Origin of the sequence: uncultured Brachyspira sp. (genome assembly GCF_944388875.1) — a bacterium.
Taxonomy (GTDB): Bacteria; Spirochaetota; Brachyspiria; order Brachyspirales; family Brachyspiraceae; genus Brachyspira.
In genome coordinates this window covers 1-16,729 of record NZ_CALXKQ010000027.1, presented here as the reverse complement: position 1 = coordinate 16,729, position 16,729 = coordinate 1, and the positions used below count along the sequence as shown (strand labels likewise).

Below are 16,729 nucleotides of genomic sequence, written 5' to 3'. Positions count from 1 at the left end.
TAATGCTTAATAATCCTATGGCTAAAAAAGTTCTTCTTGTTGAAGGAAATGATGAGAGGGATTTATGTTCTCTTTTAATTAATAAAAAATTAGGATTAAATGTTGAAAATAAAAATGTATCTAAATTTATAGAAGATGATAACATCATTCAAATAATTACAATCAATGAGGTTGATAATAAAAATAATATTACTTCATTTATAAAAACTTCCAACTATAATAATATAGAAAAACTTGCTATTGTAGTTGATGCAGAAAATAATGCCCAAAAAAGATTTAATATTTTTAATGATATTATAAAATGTGAATACAATAAAAATCAAAATATTTATTATTACTATGATAAAGGGTTATTTCTAACATCAAAAACTTATGATAAAACTTCAGGCTGTTTGGAGCATTTAGTAGAAAAAATTTTTTGGAGAAAGATAAAGATTTGTATAATAATTGTGTTAATAGTCTTTTTGATTGTGCTAATAATTATATAAATCAGGGAGATAATGAAGCACATTTATTAAAATCTAAAATACTTGCATTCATATCTGTAAAGTGTAAAAAGAGAAACACTATAGGAGGATTATTTCAGGATTGTAATGATTATTTAGATTCTTTAATATTAGAAGATTTAATTAATTTTTTAAGCACAATGTTTAAATAAAATATTATTAAATCTATAAACTGTCTTATTAATTGTAGTAATTTTAATATACTAAAATTAGTATGTATTCTTTCAATAAATACTTGTAAAGAGCATTTAATTATAACATCATATATATTTAAAATTCTTAGCCCAATTGGAATTTATGTTTTTTATTTACTTTAAATCTTTATAAAGTAAATTTATTTAACAACTCCAATATAAGGAAGATTTCTATATTTCTGAGCATAATCAATACCATAACCTACAACAAACTCATCCTCAATATCAAAGCCGTTGTAATCTATTTTTATATCAACTTTTCTTCTTGAAGGCTTATTTAGAAGAGTGCATATTTTTATAGAAGCAGCATTTCTAGTCTTTAGTATTTCGCATATTTTTTCTAAAGTGTATCCAGTATCAATAATATCTTCTACTATGATTACATCCCTTCCAGTTAAAGGCACATCAACATCTTTAAGTATTTTTATTTCAGATCCAATTTTATTGTTTCCATAGCTTGATACTATCATAAAATCAATTTCTATAGGTATGTCTATATATCTTGACAGATCGGCTATAAAGATAAAAGAACCTTTTAAAAGTCCTATTAGACATGGTATATTATCTTTATCTTTAAGATCATTTGTGATTTTGTGTGCTAGTTCTTTAACTTTTTCATTTATGGTATTTTCTTCGATTAATATTTTATATATATTATCATCTTTTTTCATTTAGCTTATTCCTTTATTTAAAAGATAATTATGATTTATTATATAACATATATGTATAATTTTAAAGTTTTTGTTAATGTTTATTTTTTTATATATGAATAACATTTTTGTACATATAATTAACATTTATTTAATTTTTAATTTAAAAAAATTAATATAGCATGTTATATTTTGTGTATTTTGCTTGATTTTTTTAAAAATATTGATAAAATACGTTAATATATAGTGTACGGAGAAAATTTTTTAAATTTCTATAAATTAATTTATAAAAAGTTAAGGAGTTATTATGGCTGAGGACAAAAAACTTGACTCCCTTCTTGAACGTATATATCAGGATGGTGTTGAAAAATCTAACAAGAAAGCAGATGAAATAATCTCAAATGCTAAAAGTGAAGCTGAAAGAATAGTAAAAGAAGCAGAAGCTAAATCAGAAGAAATTATTAAAGAAGCAGAAAGAAAGTCAGAAGAGCTTAAAAAGAACACAATTACAGATGTACGTATGGCAGGCGAGCAATCAATCAGTGCTTTAAAGCAAAGAGTAAAAGAATTGGTAACAGCTAAAGTATTAGAAGACGGTTTAAAAGGTGCTTTTGCTGATGCTGATTTTTTAAAAAACTTAATCCTTGAAGTAGTAAAAAAATGGGATATATCTTCAGGCGATTCAGATGTAACAGTATATTTCCCAGAATCTAAAAAAGGCGATATAGATTCAGCATTTGAAAAATCTATAAAAAGTGCCATCAGAAATGCTACTATTAATTTTGATAAAAAATTATCAAACGGTTTTAAAATTGTACCTGAAGGCGGCAATTATCAGCTTCAGTTTACAGATGAAGATTTTGTAGCATTCTTTAGTGATTACATTAAAGCAAAAACGGAAGAAGTTATTTTTAATAAATAAGGAAGGGGCGAGTATGGGATCATATTATTATCTTATCTCAGGTCTTCCCGAAGTAAAACTTTCTGACGCTAAGGCTAAGTATGATATTAATGAAATTACTCAAAGCATATTATCAAGTTTAAGTGCTAAAGATGCAAAACTTTTTGGCTATCTTATATATCAGAATGATAATAAAAATTTAGTAAGTGCTATAGCTAAACAAAAGGGATTATTTACTCCTTATGCTGAACATATAGAGCCATCAACATTCAGTAAAGAAGAGATGCAGAAATTTTCCACTATTTCTAATTTGCCTAAATATATGAATAAGTTTTTAGAAGATAATAAGAATGTTGAATGGGATAGTGTAAGACATATAGAAAATACTCTTCTCAATTTGTATTATGAAGAGATGATACAATGCGGCAATTCATTTATAAAATCTTATGCCTTATTTATGCGTGATTTGAAAAATGTTTTGGCAGCTTTAAATGGAAGAGCTTTAGGTTTCTCAAGTGAGGAGATAGCAAAAGAGTTAATAGGCGATTATTCTTTGATATCAGCTTTAACAAAATCAACAGCACAGGATTTTGGAGTTGGCAGAGAGATACCGTATATAAATTCTATTATAGAAACATTCAATTCATCAGATAAAGCAGATCCATATAACATGGAAAATATAGAATGTTCTTTAGTAAAAGACTTTTTGGATAAAGCAACTTCTATTAAATCTTTTACCACAGATAATGTTTTTGCTTATTATATAAATCTCACTTATGCTGTTAGTATAAATGGAAGGAATGAAGAGGAAGGTAAGAAACATTTGGAGACGCTTATAGAATCTTTAAAAAGTAAAGCGTCTGCTATGTAAGTTTTGTATAATTAATTAGGAGATAGAAATGACTAAAGGTAATGTAACTGCTATTATATCAAACCTAATTTCCATAGAGGTAGACGGACCTGTTTCTCAAAACGAAATATGTTATGTATCATGCGGAAACGGTGATACAAAACTTATGGCTGAGGTAATTAAAATATCAGGTACTAGTGCTAGTGCTCAGGTATTTGAATCTACTAGGGGTGTAAAATTAGGTGATGCCGTAGAGTTTACTGGTTCAATGTTAGAAATTGAATTAGGACCTGGACTTTTAGGTAAAAACTTTGACGGATTACAAAATGACCTTGATAAATTACAAGGCGTATTCTTGGAAAGAGGAAAATATAATAATCTTTCTGAAGATAAAGAATCAAAATATGACTTTACTCCAATAGCTCAAGTTGGAGAAGAAGTACAAGCTGGAGATTGGATTGGTGCTGTTAAAGAGGGTTGGATTGACCATAAAATAATGGTTCCTTTCAAATTTGAAGGCAAAGGTGTGGTTGAAAGCGTAGCTTCAGCAGGCACTTATCATTTACAGGATACACTAGCTGTAATAAAAGCAGCTAACGGCGAAAAAGTTAATGTAACTATGATACAAACTTGGCCTGTAAAACTAACTATTAAATCATATAGAGAAAAACCAAGACCATTTAAATTGTTGGAAACTGGTGTTAGAACTATAGATACATTTAACCCTATAACAGAAGGCGGTACTGGATTTATTCCTGGTCCTTTCGGAGCTGGTAAAACAGTATTACAGCACGCTTTAGCTACTAACGCAAATGCTGACTTGATTATAATGACAGCATGCGGTGAGAGAGCTAATGAGGTAGTAGAAATATTCACTGAGTTCCCAGAACTTATAGACCCAAGAACTGGAAGAAGCTTGATGGAAAGAACTACTATCATCTGTAACACTTCAAACATGCCGGTAGCTGCCCGTGAAGCTTCAGTTTATGTAGGTATGACTATAGCTGAATATTACAGATCAATGGGACTTAAAGTTCTTCTTCTTGCTGACTCTACATCACGTTGGGCACAGGCATTAAGAGAGATGTCTAACCGTCTTGAAGAGTTACCTGGTCCTGATGCGTTCCCTATTGACTTGCCTGCTATTATTTCAAGCTTCTATGCAAGAGCAGGCTTCGTATACTTAAATAACGGACAAACAGGTTCTATTACATTTATCGGTACAGTATCTCCTGCAGGCGGTAACTTAAAAGAACCAGTAACAGAATCTACACGTAAAGCTGCTAGATGTTTCTACGCTTTATCACAAAAACGTGCCGACAGTAAAAGATATCCTGCTGTTGACCCATTAGATTCTTATTCTAAATATATAGAATATCCTGAATTTGTAGAGTTCTCAAATATTAATATAGAAAAAGGCTGGGCAGATAAAGTAACTAAAGCAAAAGATATTGCTAGAAGAGGACAGGAAGCTAATGACCAAATAAGCATTCTTGGTGATGACGCAGTACCTCTTGAATACCATCAGCGTTTATGGAAAGCTGAGCTTATAGACTTCGTTATCTTACAGCAGGATGCTTTTGATAAAGTAGATAAGAACTGCCCTATAGAAAGGCAAAAAGAATTATTAAATCAGGTTATGAAAGTTGTAGAAGCAGATTACAGATTTGATGATTACAGCGAAGTAGGTACTTATTTCAAAAGACTTATTAACGCATTCAAACAGATGAACTATTCTGTATATCAGTCTGATGATCATAAAAAATACACAGCTGAGATGGAATCAATATTTGCTGAAAGGAGTATAACACATGCCTAAAGCATTTCAAAAAGTATATACAAAATTAGTACAGATTACTAAAGCAACTGTATCTTTAAGAGCAGAAAATGTCGGCAACGATGAGATGGCTCTTGTAGCAGGCAGACCTGCTCAGGTTGTAAAGATGATAGGAGATATTGTTACACTTCAGGTTTTCCAAGGTACTGAAGGTATACCTACTAATGCTGAAGTAGTATTCTTAGGCAGACCTCCTAGACTTAAAGTAAGCGAACTTCTTGCAGGAAGATTCTTCAATGCTTACGGAGAGCCTATTGACGGCGGTGCTGAAGTAGAAGGTAAAGAGGTAGAAATAGGCGGTCCTTCCGTAAACCCAGTAAGAAGAAAACAGCCTTCTGAACTTATTGCTACTGGTATTGCTGGAATTGACCTTAACAATACTCTTGTTACAGGACAAAAAATACCGTTCTTTGCAGACCCAGACCAGCCATACAACGCAGTACTTGCTCAGGTAGCTTTAAGAGCTGAAGCTGATAAGATCATACTTGGAGGTATGGGACTTTCTAACGATGACTACTTATCATTTAAAAACACATTTACTGAAGCTGGAGCTTTGGATAAAATTATATGTTTCATCAATACTACAGATGACCCTCCAGTAGAAAGACTTTTAGTTCCAGATATGGCTTGTACAGCTGCTGAATATTTCGCAGTTGAGCATAAACAAAAAGTTCTTGTTCTTCTTACAGACATGACGCTTTATGCGGATGCTTTGGCTATAGTATCTAACAAAATGGACCAAATACCTTCTAAAGACTCTATGCCTGGTTCTTTATATTCTGACTTAGCTAAAATATATGAAAAAGCAGCTCAGTTCCCAGACGGAGGTTCTATTACTATTATTGCTGTTACTACTCTTAACGAAGGTGATATTACTCATGCTGTACCAGACAACACTGGTTACATCACTGAAGGTCAGCTTTACTTAAGACGTGACTCTGATATAGGTAAAACAATTATTGACCCATTCAGAAGTCTTTCACGTTTGAAACAGTTGGTTATAGGTAAGAAAACTAGAGAAGATCACCCTGCTGTAATGAACACTTTGGTTCGTCTTTATTCAGATGCTGCTAATGCTAAAATGAAAAAAGAAAATGGTTTTGACTTGACTGAATATGATGAAAGATGTTTAAAATATGCTGCTGAATATTCTGAAAGATTACTTGCTATAGACATTAACATCAAAATTGATGAGATGTTGGAAACAGGCTGGGAATTAATGGGTAAATACTTCAGTAAAGCAGAAGTAGGTATTAAAGATTCTTTAGTAGAACAATTTGGAAAATGGAAAAACTAAAAAGTAGGTAAAAATATGGCATTAAAGTTTCAATACAATAAAACGGCTCTTCAAAACCTAAGACGCCAGCTTACTATTCGTGAGAAAGCTTTGCCTACTTTAAAAAGTAAAGAGGCAGCACTTCGTCTTGAGGTTAGAAAGATTACCGCTGAGATTGAATTACTTAAAGAGGAATATCAAAAATTAGTTAAAGAGAATCAAAACTACAACGGCTTTTGGACTGAATTCCCAGAGATTGTTAAAATCAAAAAGATTAATTCAGAACAAAAAAATATTGCTGGTGTTAAAGTTGCTATTCTTTCTGACATAGATTTTGCTATTGAAAATGTCAGCCTCTTTAATATGCCTTCTTGGATAAGACTTGCTATAAGCATGTTTGAACGCCTTATGACTATTCAAGTAAAAATTGAAATGACTGAGGCTAGATTAAATGCTTTGGCTTATGCTAGGAAAAAAACTACTCAGAAAGTTAACCTTTATGAGAAAGTTCAAATACCTGAGTATAAAACAGCTATAATCAAGATTAAAAGGTATATGGAAGACGAGGACAATTTAAGTAAGTCTTCTCAAAAAATAGTTAAAGAAAGAAACAGAGCTAAGGAGGCATCTTTATGATTAGAAAAATGAAGAAACTCTCTCTCTTTGTCTTTCATGAGGATAAGGAAAAAACTTTAAGCGATTTGGCATCACTTGGACTTGTTCATATAGAAATCGCAGGCGGTGTTTCTAGTGAAAATATAGATAATATATCCGCTAAAAAACATGATGCTTTAAGAGCTAAAAATATTATTAGTACTGCTTTGGCTGATGCTAAAAAAGCTAAAAAAGATGTTTCTAATGTGAAAGCTGAAATAGTATCTAAAAAGGCTAGTGAAGTTATAGAAGCTGTTATTAATACATCTCAGACTTCTGATAAATTAAAAGCTGAAAGAGAAGTTTTAAGAAAAGAATTATCTATTATAGCTCCTTTTGGTAATTTTAGCTTTGATAAAGTTAATAAATTAAAAGAAAATACTGGTTATAATATTATTTTCTATTCAGGTGCTGTTAAAGAGTATAATGATTATGATTTCTCTAAAGTTAATGATATATTTACTTATGCTGTAAAAGAAGAGGCTGGAAAAGTTTATTTTGCTGCTTTCAAAAAAGAGGGTTCTGAAGAAACTATTCCTTTTGATGTTATCAATATGCCTTCTAAATCTTATGATGAGATAAACAGCGAGATAGCTAAACTTGATAAAGAAATTGAAGTTAATGATACTGAAATTATTAAAAATCAGGTATATATAGAAGCTATCAATAAAGAGATAGATAATTTAAATATACAAAATAATTTTGAAGAGGCTAAAGAGAGCTTTATAGCTAGCGAAGTTACAGAAGGTAAGATTCTTTATGTAGAGGCTTATGTTCCTAAAGATAAAGAGGCTGAAGTTAAAACTTTCTTAGATAACAAAAAAATAGCTTATATACTTGAAGATCCTACAAGGGATGATAAAGTACCAGTTGAACTTAAAAATAATAAATATTCTGGTGCTTATGAGCTTATTACAAAATTATTCCAATTACCGAATTATTTTGAGATAGATTTAACTCCTATGATAGCAGTTTTCTATCCTTTGTTCTTTGCTTATTGTTTCGGTGATTCTGGTTATGGTTTGGTATTAACTATAATAGCTTTGATAGGTTTATTTACTGTATTAAAGGGAAGTTTAAGAGGTATAGGAATACTTGCTTTAACATTGGGTATATGTACTGCTATTATGGGTGTTATAAATGGAGGAAGTTTCTTTGGTGTAAGCATACCTTCTAATACACAAATTCCTATATTTGCTACTTTAAGTAAATATTTGATAATTACTGATATCAAAGAAAATTGGTTCTTAACACCATTTAATACAGCATTACTTATAGGAGTACTTCATATATGCTTCGCTTTGGTAGTTGGTGTTATAGACAGAATAAAAACCAGCCCTATAGGTGATATACTTGGTGCTATTGGTAAACTTTTATTCATACCAGGACTTGTTTTATGGTTCTTGGGTGATATGCAGAAAATGCAGGTTATCAAACAATTCAGCACTATATATTATGCCTTAATATTAGTTGGATTGGTATTCTTGGTAATACTTTCTAATGTTGGTAAAAAACCAGATGTATTAAACTCTATACTTGGCGTATATTTTGCTGCTACTGGTATAATGGGTGATACGCTTTCATACATACGTTTGTTTGCATTAGGTGCTTCTGGTTCTATATTAGCATTGGTAATAAACCAAATAGGTATGAGTTTCAAAGCTATACCTGGTGTTGGAATGGTGATAATGGTTGTATTCCTAGTATTCGGACATATAGCTATATTCGCATTGAACATACTTGGTGCTTTGGTACACCCTTTGAGATTAACATTCGTAGAGTTCTACAACAATGTTGGCTTTGAGGGCGGCGGTAAAGAGTATAAGCCTCTAAAAAAAGCGGCTTAATTAAAAAATAAAAAAAATAACATAAAATTATATTTGATTAAATCTAAAAAAGGAGATTTTATTATGGGTTTTACAATGAACACAGCGCTTTTATTAGGATACATAGGAGCAGGATTAATGGTAGGTATGTCTGGTATTGGTAGTGCAGTAGGTACTTCTATTTCTGCTATGACTACAGTTGGTGCTTTGAAAAAAAACAAAGATGCATTTGGTAGCTGTCTTGTTTTAAGTGCTTTGCCTGGTACACAAGGTCTTTATGGTTTTGCTGCTTTCTTCATTATGCAGCCTTATTTAACAGCTGATATAAACATCTTCCAAGGTGCTGCTATATTAGGTGCTGGTATTGCTGTTGGTTTAGCTTGTATGGTTTCTGCTATATTCCAAGGTAAAGTTTGTGCTAATGGTGTTGAAGCTATAGGTAATGGTTATGACGTATTTGGTAATACTATCATCGTTGCTGTATTCCCAGAACTTTACGCTATCGTTTCTTTCGCTACAGCATTCTTAATCAGTGGTGTTTTAGGTGCTTAATTAAGTAAAATTAATAAAAGTGAATAAATAGAAATCCGTAGGAGTGATAATACTCTTACGGATTTTTTATTGATAATTACATGTTATATTTGATTTATATTTTATTGTATGATATTATATGCTTATTATAATTTTTTTATAAAGGATATATTATGTCATCTGTAAATATTATTAAAGAAAAATCAATATCTATTGTAAATTCCTGCGTAGATATAGCTTCAAAGTATGACTTCAGCAAGACTAAAGAATTATTGGAAGCTAAAAAAAACATCATTTCTAATTTCAAGGTTAATGCTCCCTTAATAGGATTATTTAGTTCTGGTAAAAGTTCATTATTAAATAAGTATTTTGGTTTTAAGTATTTACCTGAAGATATAACTCCATTAACTGCTGTTGCATGTGAATTATATTATTCTGATGAGAATTATTTAGAAATAGTTGATAATAATGGTAATGTTTCAAAAAATACTATAGAGCATTTATCTGAATTAACATCAAATTCCTGTCAGTATGTTAAAATGTATATTAACAGCAGTAAATTAAAAACTTTGACAGATATTACAATAGTAGATATGCCAGGACTTGATTCAGGTTATGAGCAGCATAATAAAGCCATACAAAATTATCTAAATGACGCCTCATTTTTTATAGTAATTATGGATGCAGCACAGGGAACACCTAAAGATTCTCTTTTATCCTTTTTGAAAGAACTTGAATTATATAAGCTTAACTTTGCTTTAATTATTACAAAATCAGATTTAAAAATGTCTAAAGATATAGAGGATATAAAAAAATATTCAAGAGATGTTATATATGATAATATAGGAGAGGAAGTTTTTGTAGGGGCGGTTTCTTCTATAAATGATGATTTAGCAGATTTTGATAATGTTATAAGGAATGTAGAAGTTGATTCTATAGTTAAGAAGTTTATAAAAAATCATATAGCATATTTAATAGAAAATGAATTAAAAAGCGAATTAGATAGAAAAATTAAATATAGTTTTTTAGATGCTAAAGAAATAAATGAGAATATAAATTCAGTAAAAAATAAAAAAAAGGAAATAGAAAATATTATAGACAGAGAAATTATAAATATAAAAAATAAAGTTAATGGAGAAGTAGTTTCAAATATAATTTCTGATATATCTAATGCTTTAAGCTCTAATGCGGATATGCTTGTTTCAAAGGTGAAAGAAAATTCTTCTGGTTTAGGAGATGCTATTAATCAGATTGTAAGACCTGTTATAGTATCAAGCAGCGATAGAAATTTAAATAAGGCTTTAGGAGATATTTATGCAAGACTTCAGTTAAGCTTTGATTCTGCATTAGGCGATTTACTTGTAGCTTCTCCTAATGTAGGAGATTTAAGTTTGGCACATAAAACTGTAGATGATATGTCTGATATATTAAAGGAGTTTATACAATCAAGATTATTAACTACAGCTGGTGTTACAGTTGCAGGTACTTTGGGTGCTACTGCGGCTGTAAGTACTGCTGTTACTCTTTCCTCTGTTGCTTTGCCTATAGTTGGAGCTTTGGTAATAGCTGCTTTGCCTTTATTATCAGGATTATTCAAATCAGGCAATGAGAATGCTCAAAATGAACAGATAAAATCACAAATTACAGGTAGTGTTATACCTAGTGTATTATCTCAGATTAGAAGCAAGGTAGAAGCTATGGTGTCAGAGCAGACTGGAAACTTTATAGATGCTGTAAGAGCTAAATTTGAAGATGATGTTAAATCTATAGAAGAAACTTTAAATTCTCTTTTGGAAGAGAAAAAACAAAAAGAAAGTGAATTTGAAGCTCTTAAAAATGAAATGCAGGAAGATTTAAACAAAGTTAATAATATAATTTCAGAAATGAATACTTTATTATAAATTATCAATTCATTTATGCAGATGAAAAATAAATAATTTAGGAAGGGCATTTTGATTTAAGAAAGGAATATTATAATGAGTTTAGAAGGGAATATATTAAAACATAAGAAGGTTTTGGAGATATTATCCAAGCAGCCTGATGACTCAAATGAATTAAAAATATTAAAACTCCTTTGGGAGCGTTATAATTATTTAGTAAATTTATGCGATGAGAAAAATCTTCCAAACGGCGGACATTTAAAAAGATTAAAAGAGCTATGCGAGAAGGTAGAAAATGCAGTTAATTTTCCTCTTTATTATCATAAAAATGTAATAGCTTTATGCGGACAATTTAGTTCTGGTAAAACAAGCATGATAAATTCTTTTCTAAAAAATGATGTTCTTCCTACATCTATAGAGCCTACAACAGCATTAAATACTTATGTAGTTTATGATGATAAGGATGAAAATGACACTCTTTATATAAGAAATCATTTCAGCGGACGTACTAAGATAGATGAAGATTTATATGATTTTGTAACGCATAGTTTTTCTAATGAATATCATCAGAATGTAAGAAGCATGATAAGATATGTTTCGCTTCATACCAAAAAATTAAATTTTCAAAATATAGCTTTATTAGATACCCCAGGTTATACAGGTGAGAGTTCGGATCTGAGTTTGGAAGAAGATGATAAGAATATGGCTATAGAGGGTATAAAGGGAGCGGATTATGTTATATGGGTAATAGATATAACAAATGGTACAATTAAAGAGGATGATATAAATTTTCTTCAGGATTATGCTTCTGATAAGCCTAAGATAATAGTATTAAATAAGGCTGATTTGCTTACAAAAAGTAAGGCACAGGAAGTTTATGATAATATAAAAAGTACTTTAGAAGATGAGGGTTTAGATAATATAGAAATATATCTTTATTCATCTAAATATCCCGAAGACTTTCAGGATGGATTTGATATTTTATTCAAAGTTTTTAAGGATGTTAATGACAAAGTAAAAGATGAGGGAATAGAAGATATAAAAGAATTATTTGAAAGTTTTGAAAGTTATTATAGTAATATAGAAAAGGATTTGTCATTAGAAACAGAGATTTCTAATTTGGCTAAAATGCATTTGGGATTAAAATCCAGCGATAAAATAAGTGATATTAATAAAGTTTTATCAAAGATAAAGATACAGAGAAATAATATAGACTTTATCATAAAAGAATTAAAAAGAGTATGTATGGAAATGGATTCTTTTATATTAAAATTAATACCTAATTTAAAACCTAAAAAAGCAAGCGAAACAGTAAAAGAGAAAAAAACAAATAAAACTTATAAAACTATAGATGAAACAGCATTAAAAAAGGCAGTAGAATTCAATAGGCTTCATAAATATAATGATGCTGTAAAAGAATTAGAGTTTCTTATTCCTACACATTCTGATAGCTTTAATTTATGGTATCAGCTAGGTCTTGCATATTCTGGTCTTAATAATTATAAAAAAACCATAGAGTCTTTGAAAAAAGCAGTAGAAATAAATAGTAAGGATTATGAAAGCTGGAGGCTTCTTGCTTGGGCTTATAGTGAAAGCGGACAATTTAAGGAATCTTTATTTGCTTTTAACAGAGCATCTAATTTATCTATATAATAAAACTAGGAGAAAAATATGAATAATAATTTTTCACAAAAAGTAAAAGATATGATATCAAAATTAGAATCATCATCGTATAAAGAGTTGCTGGATGATATATCTCTTTCTGATATAAAAGATAGTTTTTCATCTTTAACAGAAGGATTGGAGCGATTAGAGAGTGAGGATAAAACTTTAACTATAGCTATAGTAGGTCAGGTAAAGGCAGGCAAATCATCTTTTTTGAATGCATTATTTTTTGAAGGAGAGGATATTCTTCCTAAAGCTGTAACTCCTATGACTGCTGCTTTAACTAAAATAAGATACAGTGAAAAAAACTATGCTAAGGTTCATTTCTTTAACAATACTGATTGGGATAATATTAAAGAAGGTGCTAAAAAAGCAAAAAATTTAATAGATCAGAAAAGAGAAGAAATGAATGCTAAATTAAGAGAGAAAAATAGAGAGCCTGTAAATAAAAGCGATATGGAATTATTAAAATCAATGGATAATGTATCAGAGAGCAATAAGGCTTTTTTTGAGATGTATGAGCTTTTTAATAAAAATGCCGCCAGACTTGAATCTAAAATCAATTCATCAGAGAAAGATAATTTTGAGATTTTAGATAATATTTCTTCTGCTAATGATTTAAAAAATAGATTAGAAGATTATGTAGGAGCTAACGGAGCATACACTGCTATAGTAAAATATGTAGAATTATTTTTGAATATAGATGCTATAAAAGATTTTGATATAGTAGATACTCCAGGATTAAATGACCCTGTTATAAGCCGCGGTAATCTAACACGTACTTTTTTAAGCAAATGCGATGCGGTATTTTTATTATCTCAGTCATCTCAGTTTTTTGATTCTCAGGATGTTTCATTATTTACAGAGCATCTGCCTGAAAATGGAATTAGAGAAGTATTTGTTATAGGAAGCAAATTTGATAACGGATTAATAGGAGAAGCAAAAAAATATAATGAAGATATTAATGTAGCTGTATCAGCAATATCATCGAAATTAGATTCTCAGTACAGAGGTCTGATAGGTAAATATATGACAAAGGATGATGATAGAAAAAAATCTTTAGAGAACGCCAAAACATATTTAATAAGTTCTATGTGCTATAATATTGCCAAGCATTATGATAATTTATCTGAAGAAGAAGAACATACTAAAAAACAGCTTCAAAGGGCATATCCTAAAGCTGATTTATCTAAAGACGGTCTTATGGAATTAGCTAATATTGATGTATTTAATAAAGAAGTTATACCTAGTTTAGTTGCAAGAGCTGAAAAAATATTTCAAGATAAAATAAATGATCTAGTTTTAGGAAAAAGAAAATCTATAGATAATGCTTTAAATAGTTTAATTGACAATATCAATATGAGATATAATGAGTTCATTAATGCAGATATAGGAACATTGAATGAAAAGCTTAAAAAAAATCTTTCTGTTGTTTCTAAATTAAAAGGAAGAATAGAGGATATTTATGATTCTAAGATACATGAAGTAAAGGTAAAATTCTATGACTTGATTAATGAAATAGATGATTTAGCAAATGATTTTGCAAATGTACAGGAGAGAACTAGAACAGAGCAACATACGGTAACTGTAAAAAAAAGAGGAATTTTAAGCGGAATAGCAAGGTTTTTAGGTATAGGAGGAACAGAGGAACAAACAAGAACAAGGAATATTTCCTATGCCTCCACTCATGATGCTATAGAAAATGTAAATCAGGCTTTGAAAAAGTCAAGAACATTAATTAATGAAACTTGTAAAAATATTATAGACCATGAAACTTTCCCTGTAGAAATAATACAGTCTGTTTCTGGCGTATTTGACTTAGGCGACAAAGATTTTGATGTTGATGATATTATATATCCTCTTAAAAAAGTATTAAGAGGCATTTCTCTTCCAAATATTGATATAAGCAAAGATTATGCAGAAGATGTAATTAGTGCAGTGTCTGGAAAAAGCGAAACTTCTGTAAGCGAATTGCAGAATGCTTTGAGAAGAGTTTTATCTTCAATAGTTAGGGATATGGGCAATATAATAAGGTCTAGGTCTTCTGAAATAACTTCCAAATTAGATTCTGAAGCAGGAACATTAATAGAAAAACTTACTAATAATATAAAAGAAGAATCTGAAAAACTTCGCAAAGAGTTGGAGAATAAAGAAAAATATAAATCACTTTATGAAAATGCCATAGAAGATTTAAATAATATTAAAAATAGTTATTTATCTTAAAAAATTATATTAATCCATAGCAGTATTTTTATATATTGCTATGGACTTTTAATAAAAAGATATTATAATATTCATTAAAAAAATTGGATTTATTATGAGCAATAAAGAAGAAATTTATAATATTTTAAAAGAAAATAATATTAAATATGAAGCAGTTGAACATAAAGCTGTTTATACTATGGAAGAGATGCTTGAACTTGAACTAGATAAGAAAGGAAGAATAATAAAAAATATATTCTTATTTTGCAGAAAAACTAAAAGATATTTTCTAGTTATAATGGAAGAAGCTAAAAGACTTAATTTGAAAGATTTAAGTTCAAAATTAGAAGCTAAACTCACATTTGCAAGCGAAGAGGATTTACAAAAATATCTTAATCTCACTAAAGGAGCAGTATCTCCATTCGGACTTCTATACGATAAAGAAGGAAAAGTTAATTTTATAATAGACAGAGATTTAACATCTCCTGAAACTAATAATATAATAGGCATACATCCATGCGATAATACGGCAACTGTTTTTCTTGAATATGCTGATTTAATAAAGTTAGTAAAAAAGACAAATAATAATAATATAGAAATTATAGATATTTGATTATATAGAATTAAATATATTAATTAGCTTATCTGTTATATAATAGAGTTTGTTTTCATCTTTTGGAAAATTAAGCTTCATAAATAATGTATCTTCATCCTCAGACATATTAAATCCGATTATATTATTTTCTTTTAATATATTGTTTAATTCATTAGAACCTTTGCTTGAATATATTATTAAACAAGTTGAATCAAATTTATTGCAGTAAATGTCTATGGAGTAGTATGAACCGTCTGATTTCTTAAAAATATTGTAATAGCATTCATCTTCATAATTGTATCCGCCGAATTTCTCAATTAAGTAATTTATCATTATAGAAGAAGAATTTTTGTATGTATTAAGCATTTTTATATATTCATCATAATTTTTTAATATATCAAAATATAGTTCTCTGTATGATTTTATCACAATTAATAAATTCCTGATTATCAGTATTCATAATAAAAATTATTTGATATGGATTAAAATTATATTGAATTTATAAAATTTAGTCAATAGTAAAATCAAAAAAAATTACTGAGTTAAACTCATAGTTCTAGCTTTAAAAATTTTTATTAATTTTTCTGTTATAAAGAATAATTTTTTCTCTTCTTTAGGAAATGCAAATTTTCTATACAAAGTATCTTCATCGCTGGATTTACTGAAGCCGTACATGCACTCTTCATCTATTAATAACTGTTCCAAATCTTTAATTCCTCTGCTGGAATGAATTATTAAGCATGTAGAATCTATTCTGTCGCAATATATATCTATAGAATATGATATTTCTTTATTTTTAAATTCATTATAGTAGCATTCATTCTCATAATTATATCCGCCGAATGTTCTTATTAAATGGTTAATTCTAATAGATGATAAATTATGACATATATCTACTATTTTTAGATATTCATCATAGTTATTTATTACGTTAGTATAAAAATCATCTCTTGAGTCATTCATAATAAATAACCTCTTTATTATTATTTAATAACCGAGTGTCAAGTATATCATCATTATAATAAATTTATAATTTAAGTCAATAGTTTTTATTAAAATAAATTTATAGCTATTGTATTTGTTGTTTTAAATCTAAAATCATTTTATTATTTATAAAAATTACTCCGCAAAAACTAAATTTATACTAAAGTATAAATTTGCT

The 16,729-nt window shown here is 29.1% G+C and carries 16 protein-coding genes; 13 read left to right on the top strand and 3 right to left on the bottom strand.

The annotated features are described in order from the left end of the window. Nucleotides 1-2: 2 nt before the first annotated feature. Both Q0J69_RS12275 and Q0J69_RS12270 read left to right on the top strand, forming a co-directional pair. Nucleotides 3-488 (top strand): DUF3226 domain-containing protein, encoded by a 486-nt coding sequence (locus tag Q0J69_RS12275; RefSeq protein WP_297207995.1) that lies wholly within the window; start codon nt 3-5, stop codon nt 486-488. Further along, nucleotides 437-658, top strand: coding sequence for a hypothetical protein (locus Q0J69_RS12270; RefSeq protein ID WP_297207993.1), 222 nt, complete (start codon nt 437-439; stop codon nt 656-658). The genes Q0J69_RS12275 and Q0J69_RS12270 overlap by 52 nt, the downstream gene beginning before the upstream one ends. Before the next feature lie 182 nt (nt 659-840). On the opposite strand, the gene hpt is transcribed toward Q0J69_RS12270, so the two are convergent. Then, nucleotides 841-1,371 (bottom strand): hypoxanthine phosphoribosyltransferase, encoded by a 531-nt coding sequence (gene hpt, locus Q0J69_RS12265; protein WP_297207992.1) that lies wholly within the window; start codon nt 1,369-1,371, stop codon nt 841-843. 286 nt (nt 1,372-1,657) lie between these two features. Here hpt and Q0J69_RS12260 point away from each other — a divergent pair, with 286 nt between their 5' ends. The 11 genes from Q0J69_RS12260 to Q0J69_RS12210 all read left to right on the top strand — a co-directional run bounded on the left by Q0J69_RS12260 (nt 1,658) and on the right by Q0J69_RS12210 (nt 15,585). Further along, on the top strand, nt 1,658-2,272 hold the full coding sequence (locus Q0J69_RS12260; protein ID WP_297207990.1) for a V-type ATP synthase subunit E: 615 nt from the start codon (nt 1,658-1,660) through the stop codon (nt 2,270-2,272). 13 nt (nt 2,273-2,285) lie between these two features. Beyond that, the gene (locus Q0J69_RS12255) at nt 2,286-3,122 is read left to right on the top strand and encodes a DUF2764 family protein (RefSeq protein ID WP_297207989.1); all 837 of its coding nucleotides are present in this window, start codon (nt 2,286-2,288) and stop codon (nt 3,120-3,122) included. A gap of 28 nt (nt 3,123-3,150) precedes the next feature. After that, entirely contained in the window at nt 3,151-4,920 is a 1,770-nt protein-coding gene (locus Q0J69_RS12250) for a V-type ATP synthase subunit A (protein ID WP_297207987.1), read from the top strand. Next, nucleotides 4,913-6,235 (top strand): V-type ATP synthase subunit B, encoded by a 1,323-nt coding sequence (locus tag Q0J69_RS12245; protein WP_144106258.1) that lies wholly within the window; start codon nt 4,913-4,915, stop codon nt 6,233-6,235. Before Q0J69_RS12250 ends, Q0J69_RS12245 begins: the two co-directional genes overlap by 8 nt. A gap of 15 nt (nt 6,236-6,250) precedes the next feature. Then, the gene (locus Q0J69_RS12240) at nt 6,251-6,850 is read left to right on the top strand and encodes a V-type ATP synthase subunit D (protein ID WP_297207986.1); all 600 of its coding nucleotides are present in this window, start codon (nt 6,251-6,253) and stop codon (nt 6,848-6,850) included. Next, complete coding sequence (locus Q0J69_RS12235) at nt 6,847-8,715, top strand: V-type ATPase 116kDa subunit family protein (RefSeq protein WP_297207985.1); 1,869 nt, start codon at nt 6,847-6,849, stop codon at nt 8,713-8,715. Before Q0J69_RS12240 ends, Q0J69_RS12235 begins: the two co-directional genes overlap by 4 nt. A gap of 75 nt (nt 8,716-8,790) precedes the next feature. Further along, entirely contained in the window at nt 8,791-9,246 is a 456-nt protein-coding gene (locus Q0J69_RS12230) for an ATPase (protein ID WP_297207983.1), read from the top strand. Nucleotides 9,247-9,398: 152 nt separating this feature from the next. Further along, nucleotides 9,399-11,126: a dynamin family protein gene (locus Q0J69_RS12225; protein ID WP_297207982.1), complete on the top strand. Its 1,728-nt coding sequence runs from the start codon at nt 9,399-9,401 to the stop codon at nt 11,124-11,126. 75 nt (nt 11,127-11,201) lie between these two features. Further along, complete coding sequence (locus Q0J69_RS12220; protein ID WP_297207981.1) at nt 11,202-12,758, top strand: dynamin family protein; 1,557 nt, start codon at nt 11,202-11,204, stop codon at nt 12,756-12,758. A gap of 18 nt (nt 12,759-12,776) precedes the next feature. Next, nucleotides 12,777-14,993: a dynamin family protein gene (locus tag Q0J69_RS12215; RefSeq protein ID WP_297207979.1), complete on the top strand. Its 2,217-nt coding sequence runs from the start codon at nt 12,777-12,779 to the stop codon at nt 14,991-14,993. 94 nt (nt 14,994-15,087) lie between these two features. Beyond that, nucleotides 15,088-15,585 carry a prolyl-tRNA synthetase associated domain-containing protein gene (locus Q0J69_RS12210; protein WP_297207977.1) on the top strand — a complete coding sequence of 166 codons (498 nt, stop codon included), beginning with the start codon at nt 15,088-15,090 and terminating at the stop codon, nt 15,583-15,585. Here the strand turns inward: Q0J69_RS12210 and Q0J69_RS12205 are convergent, their stop codons facing one another. Continuing rightward, on the bottom strand, nt 15,586-15,996 hold the full coding sequence (locus tag Q0J69_RS12205; protein ID WP_297207975.1) for a hypothetical protein: 411 nt from the start codon (nt 15,994-15,996) through the stop codon (nt 15,586-15,588). It lies immediately after the preceding gene. A gap of 105 nt (nt 15,997-16,101) precedes the next feature. Continuing rightward, entirely contained in the window at nt 16,102-16,530 is a 429-nt protein-coding gene (locus Q0J69_RS12200) for a hypothetical protein (protein WP_297207973.1), read from the bottom strand. Nucleotides 16,531-16,729 lie beyond the last annotated feature (199 nt).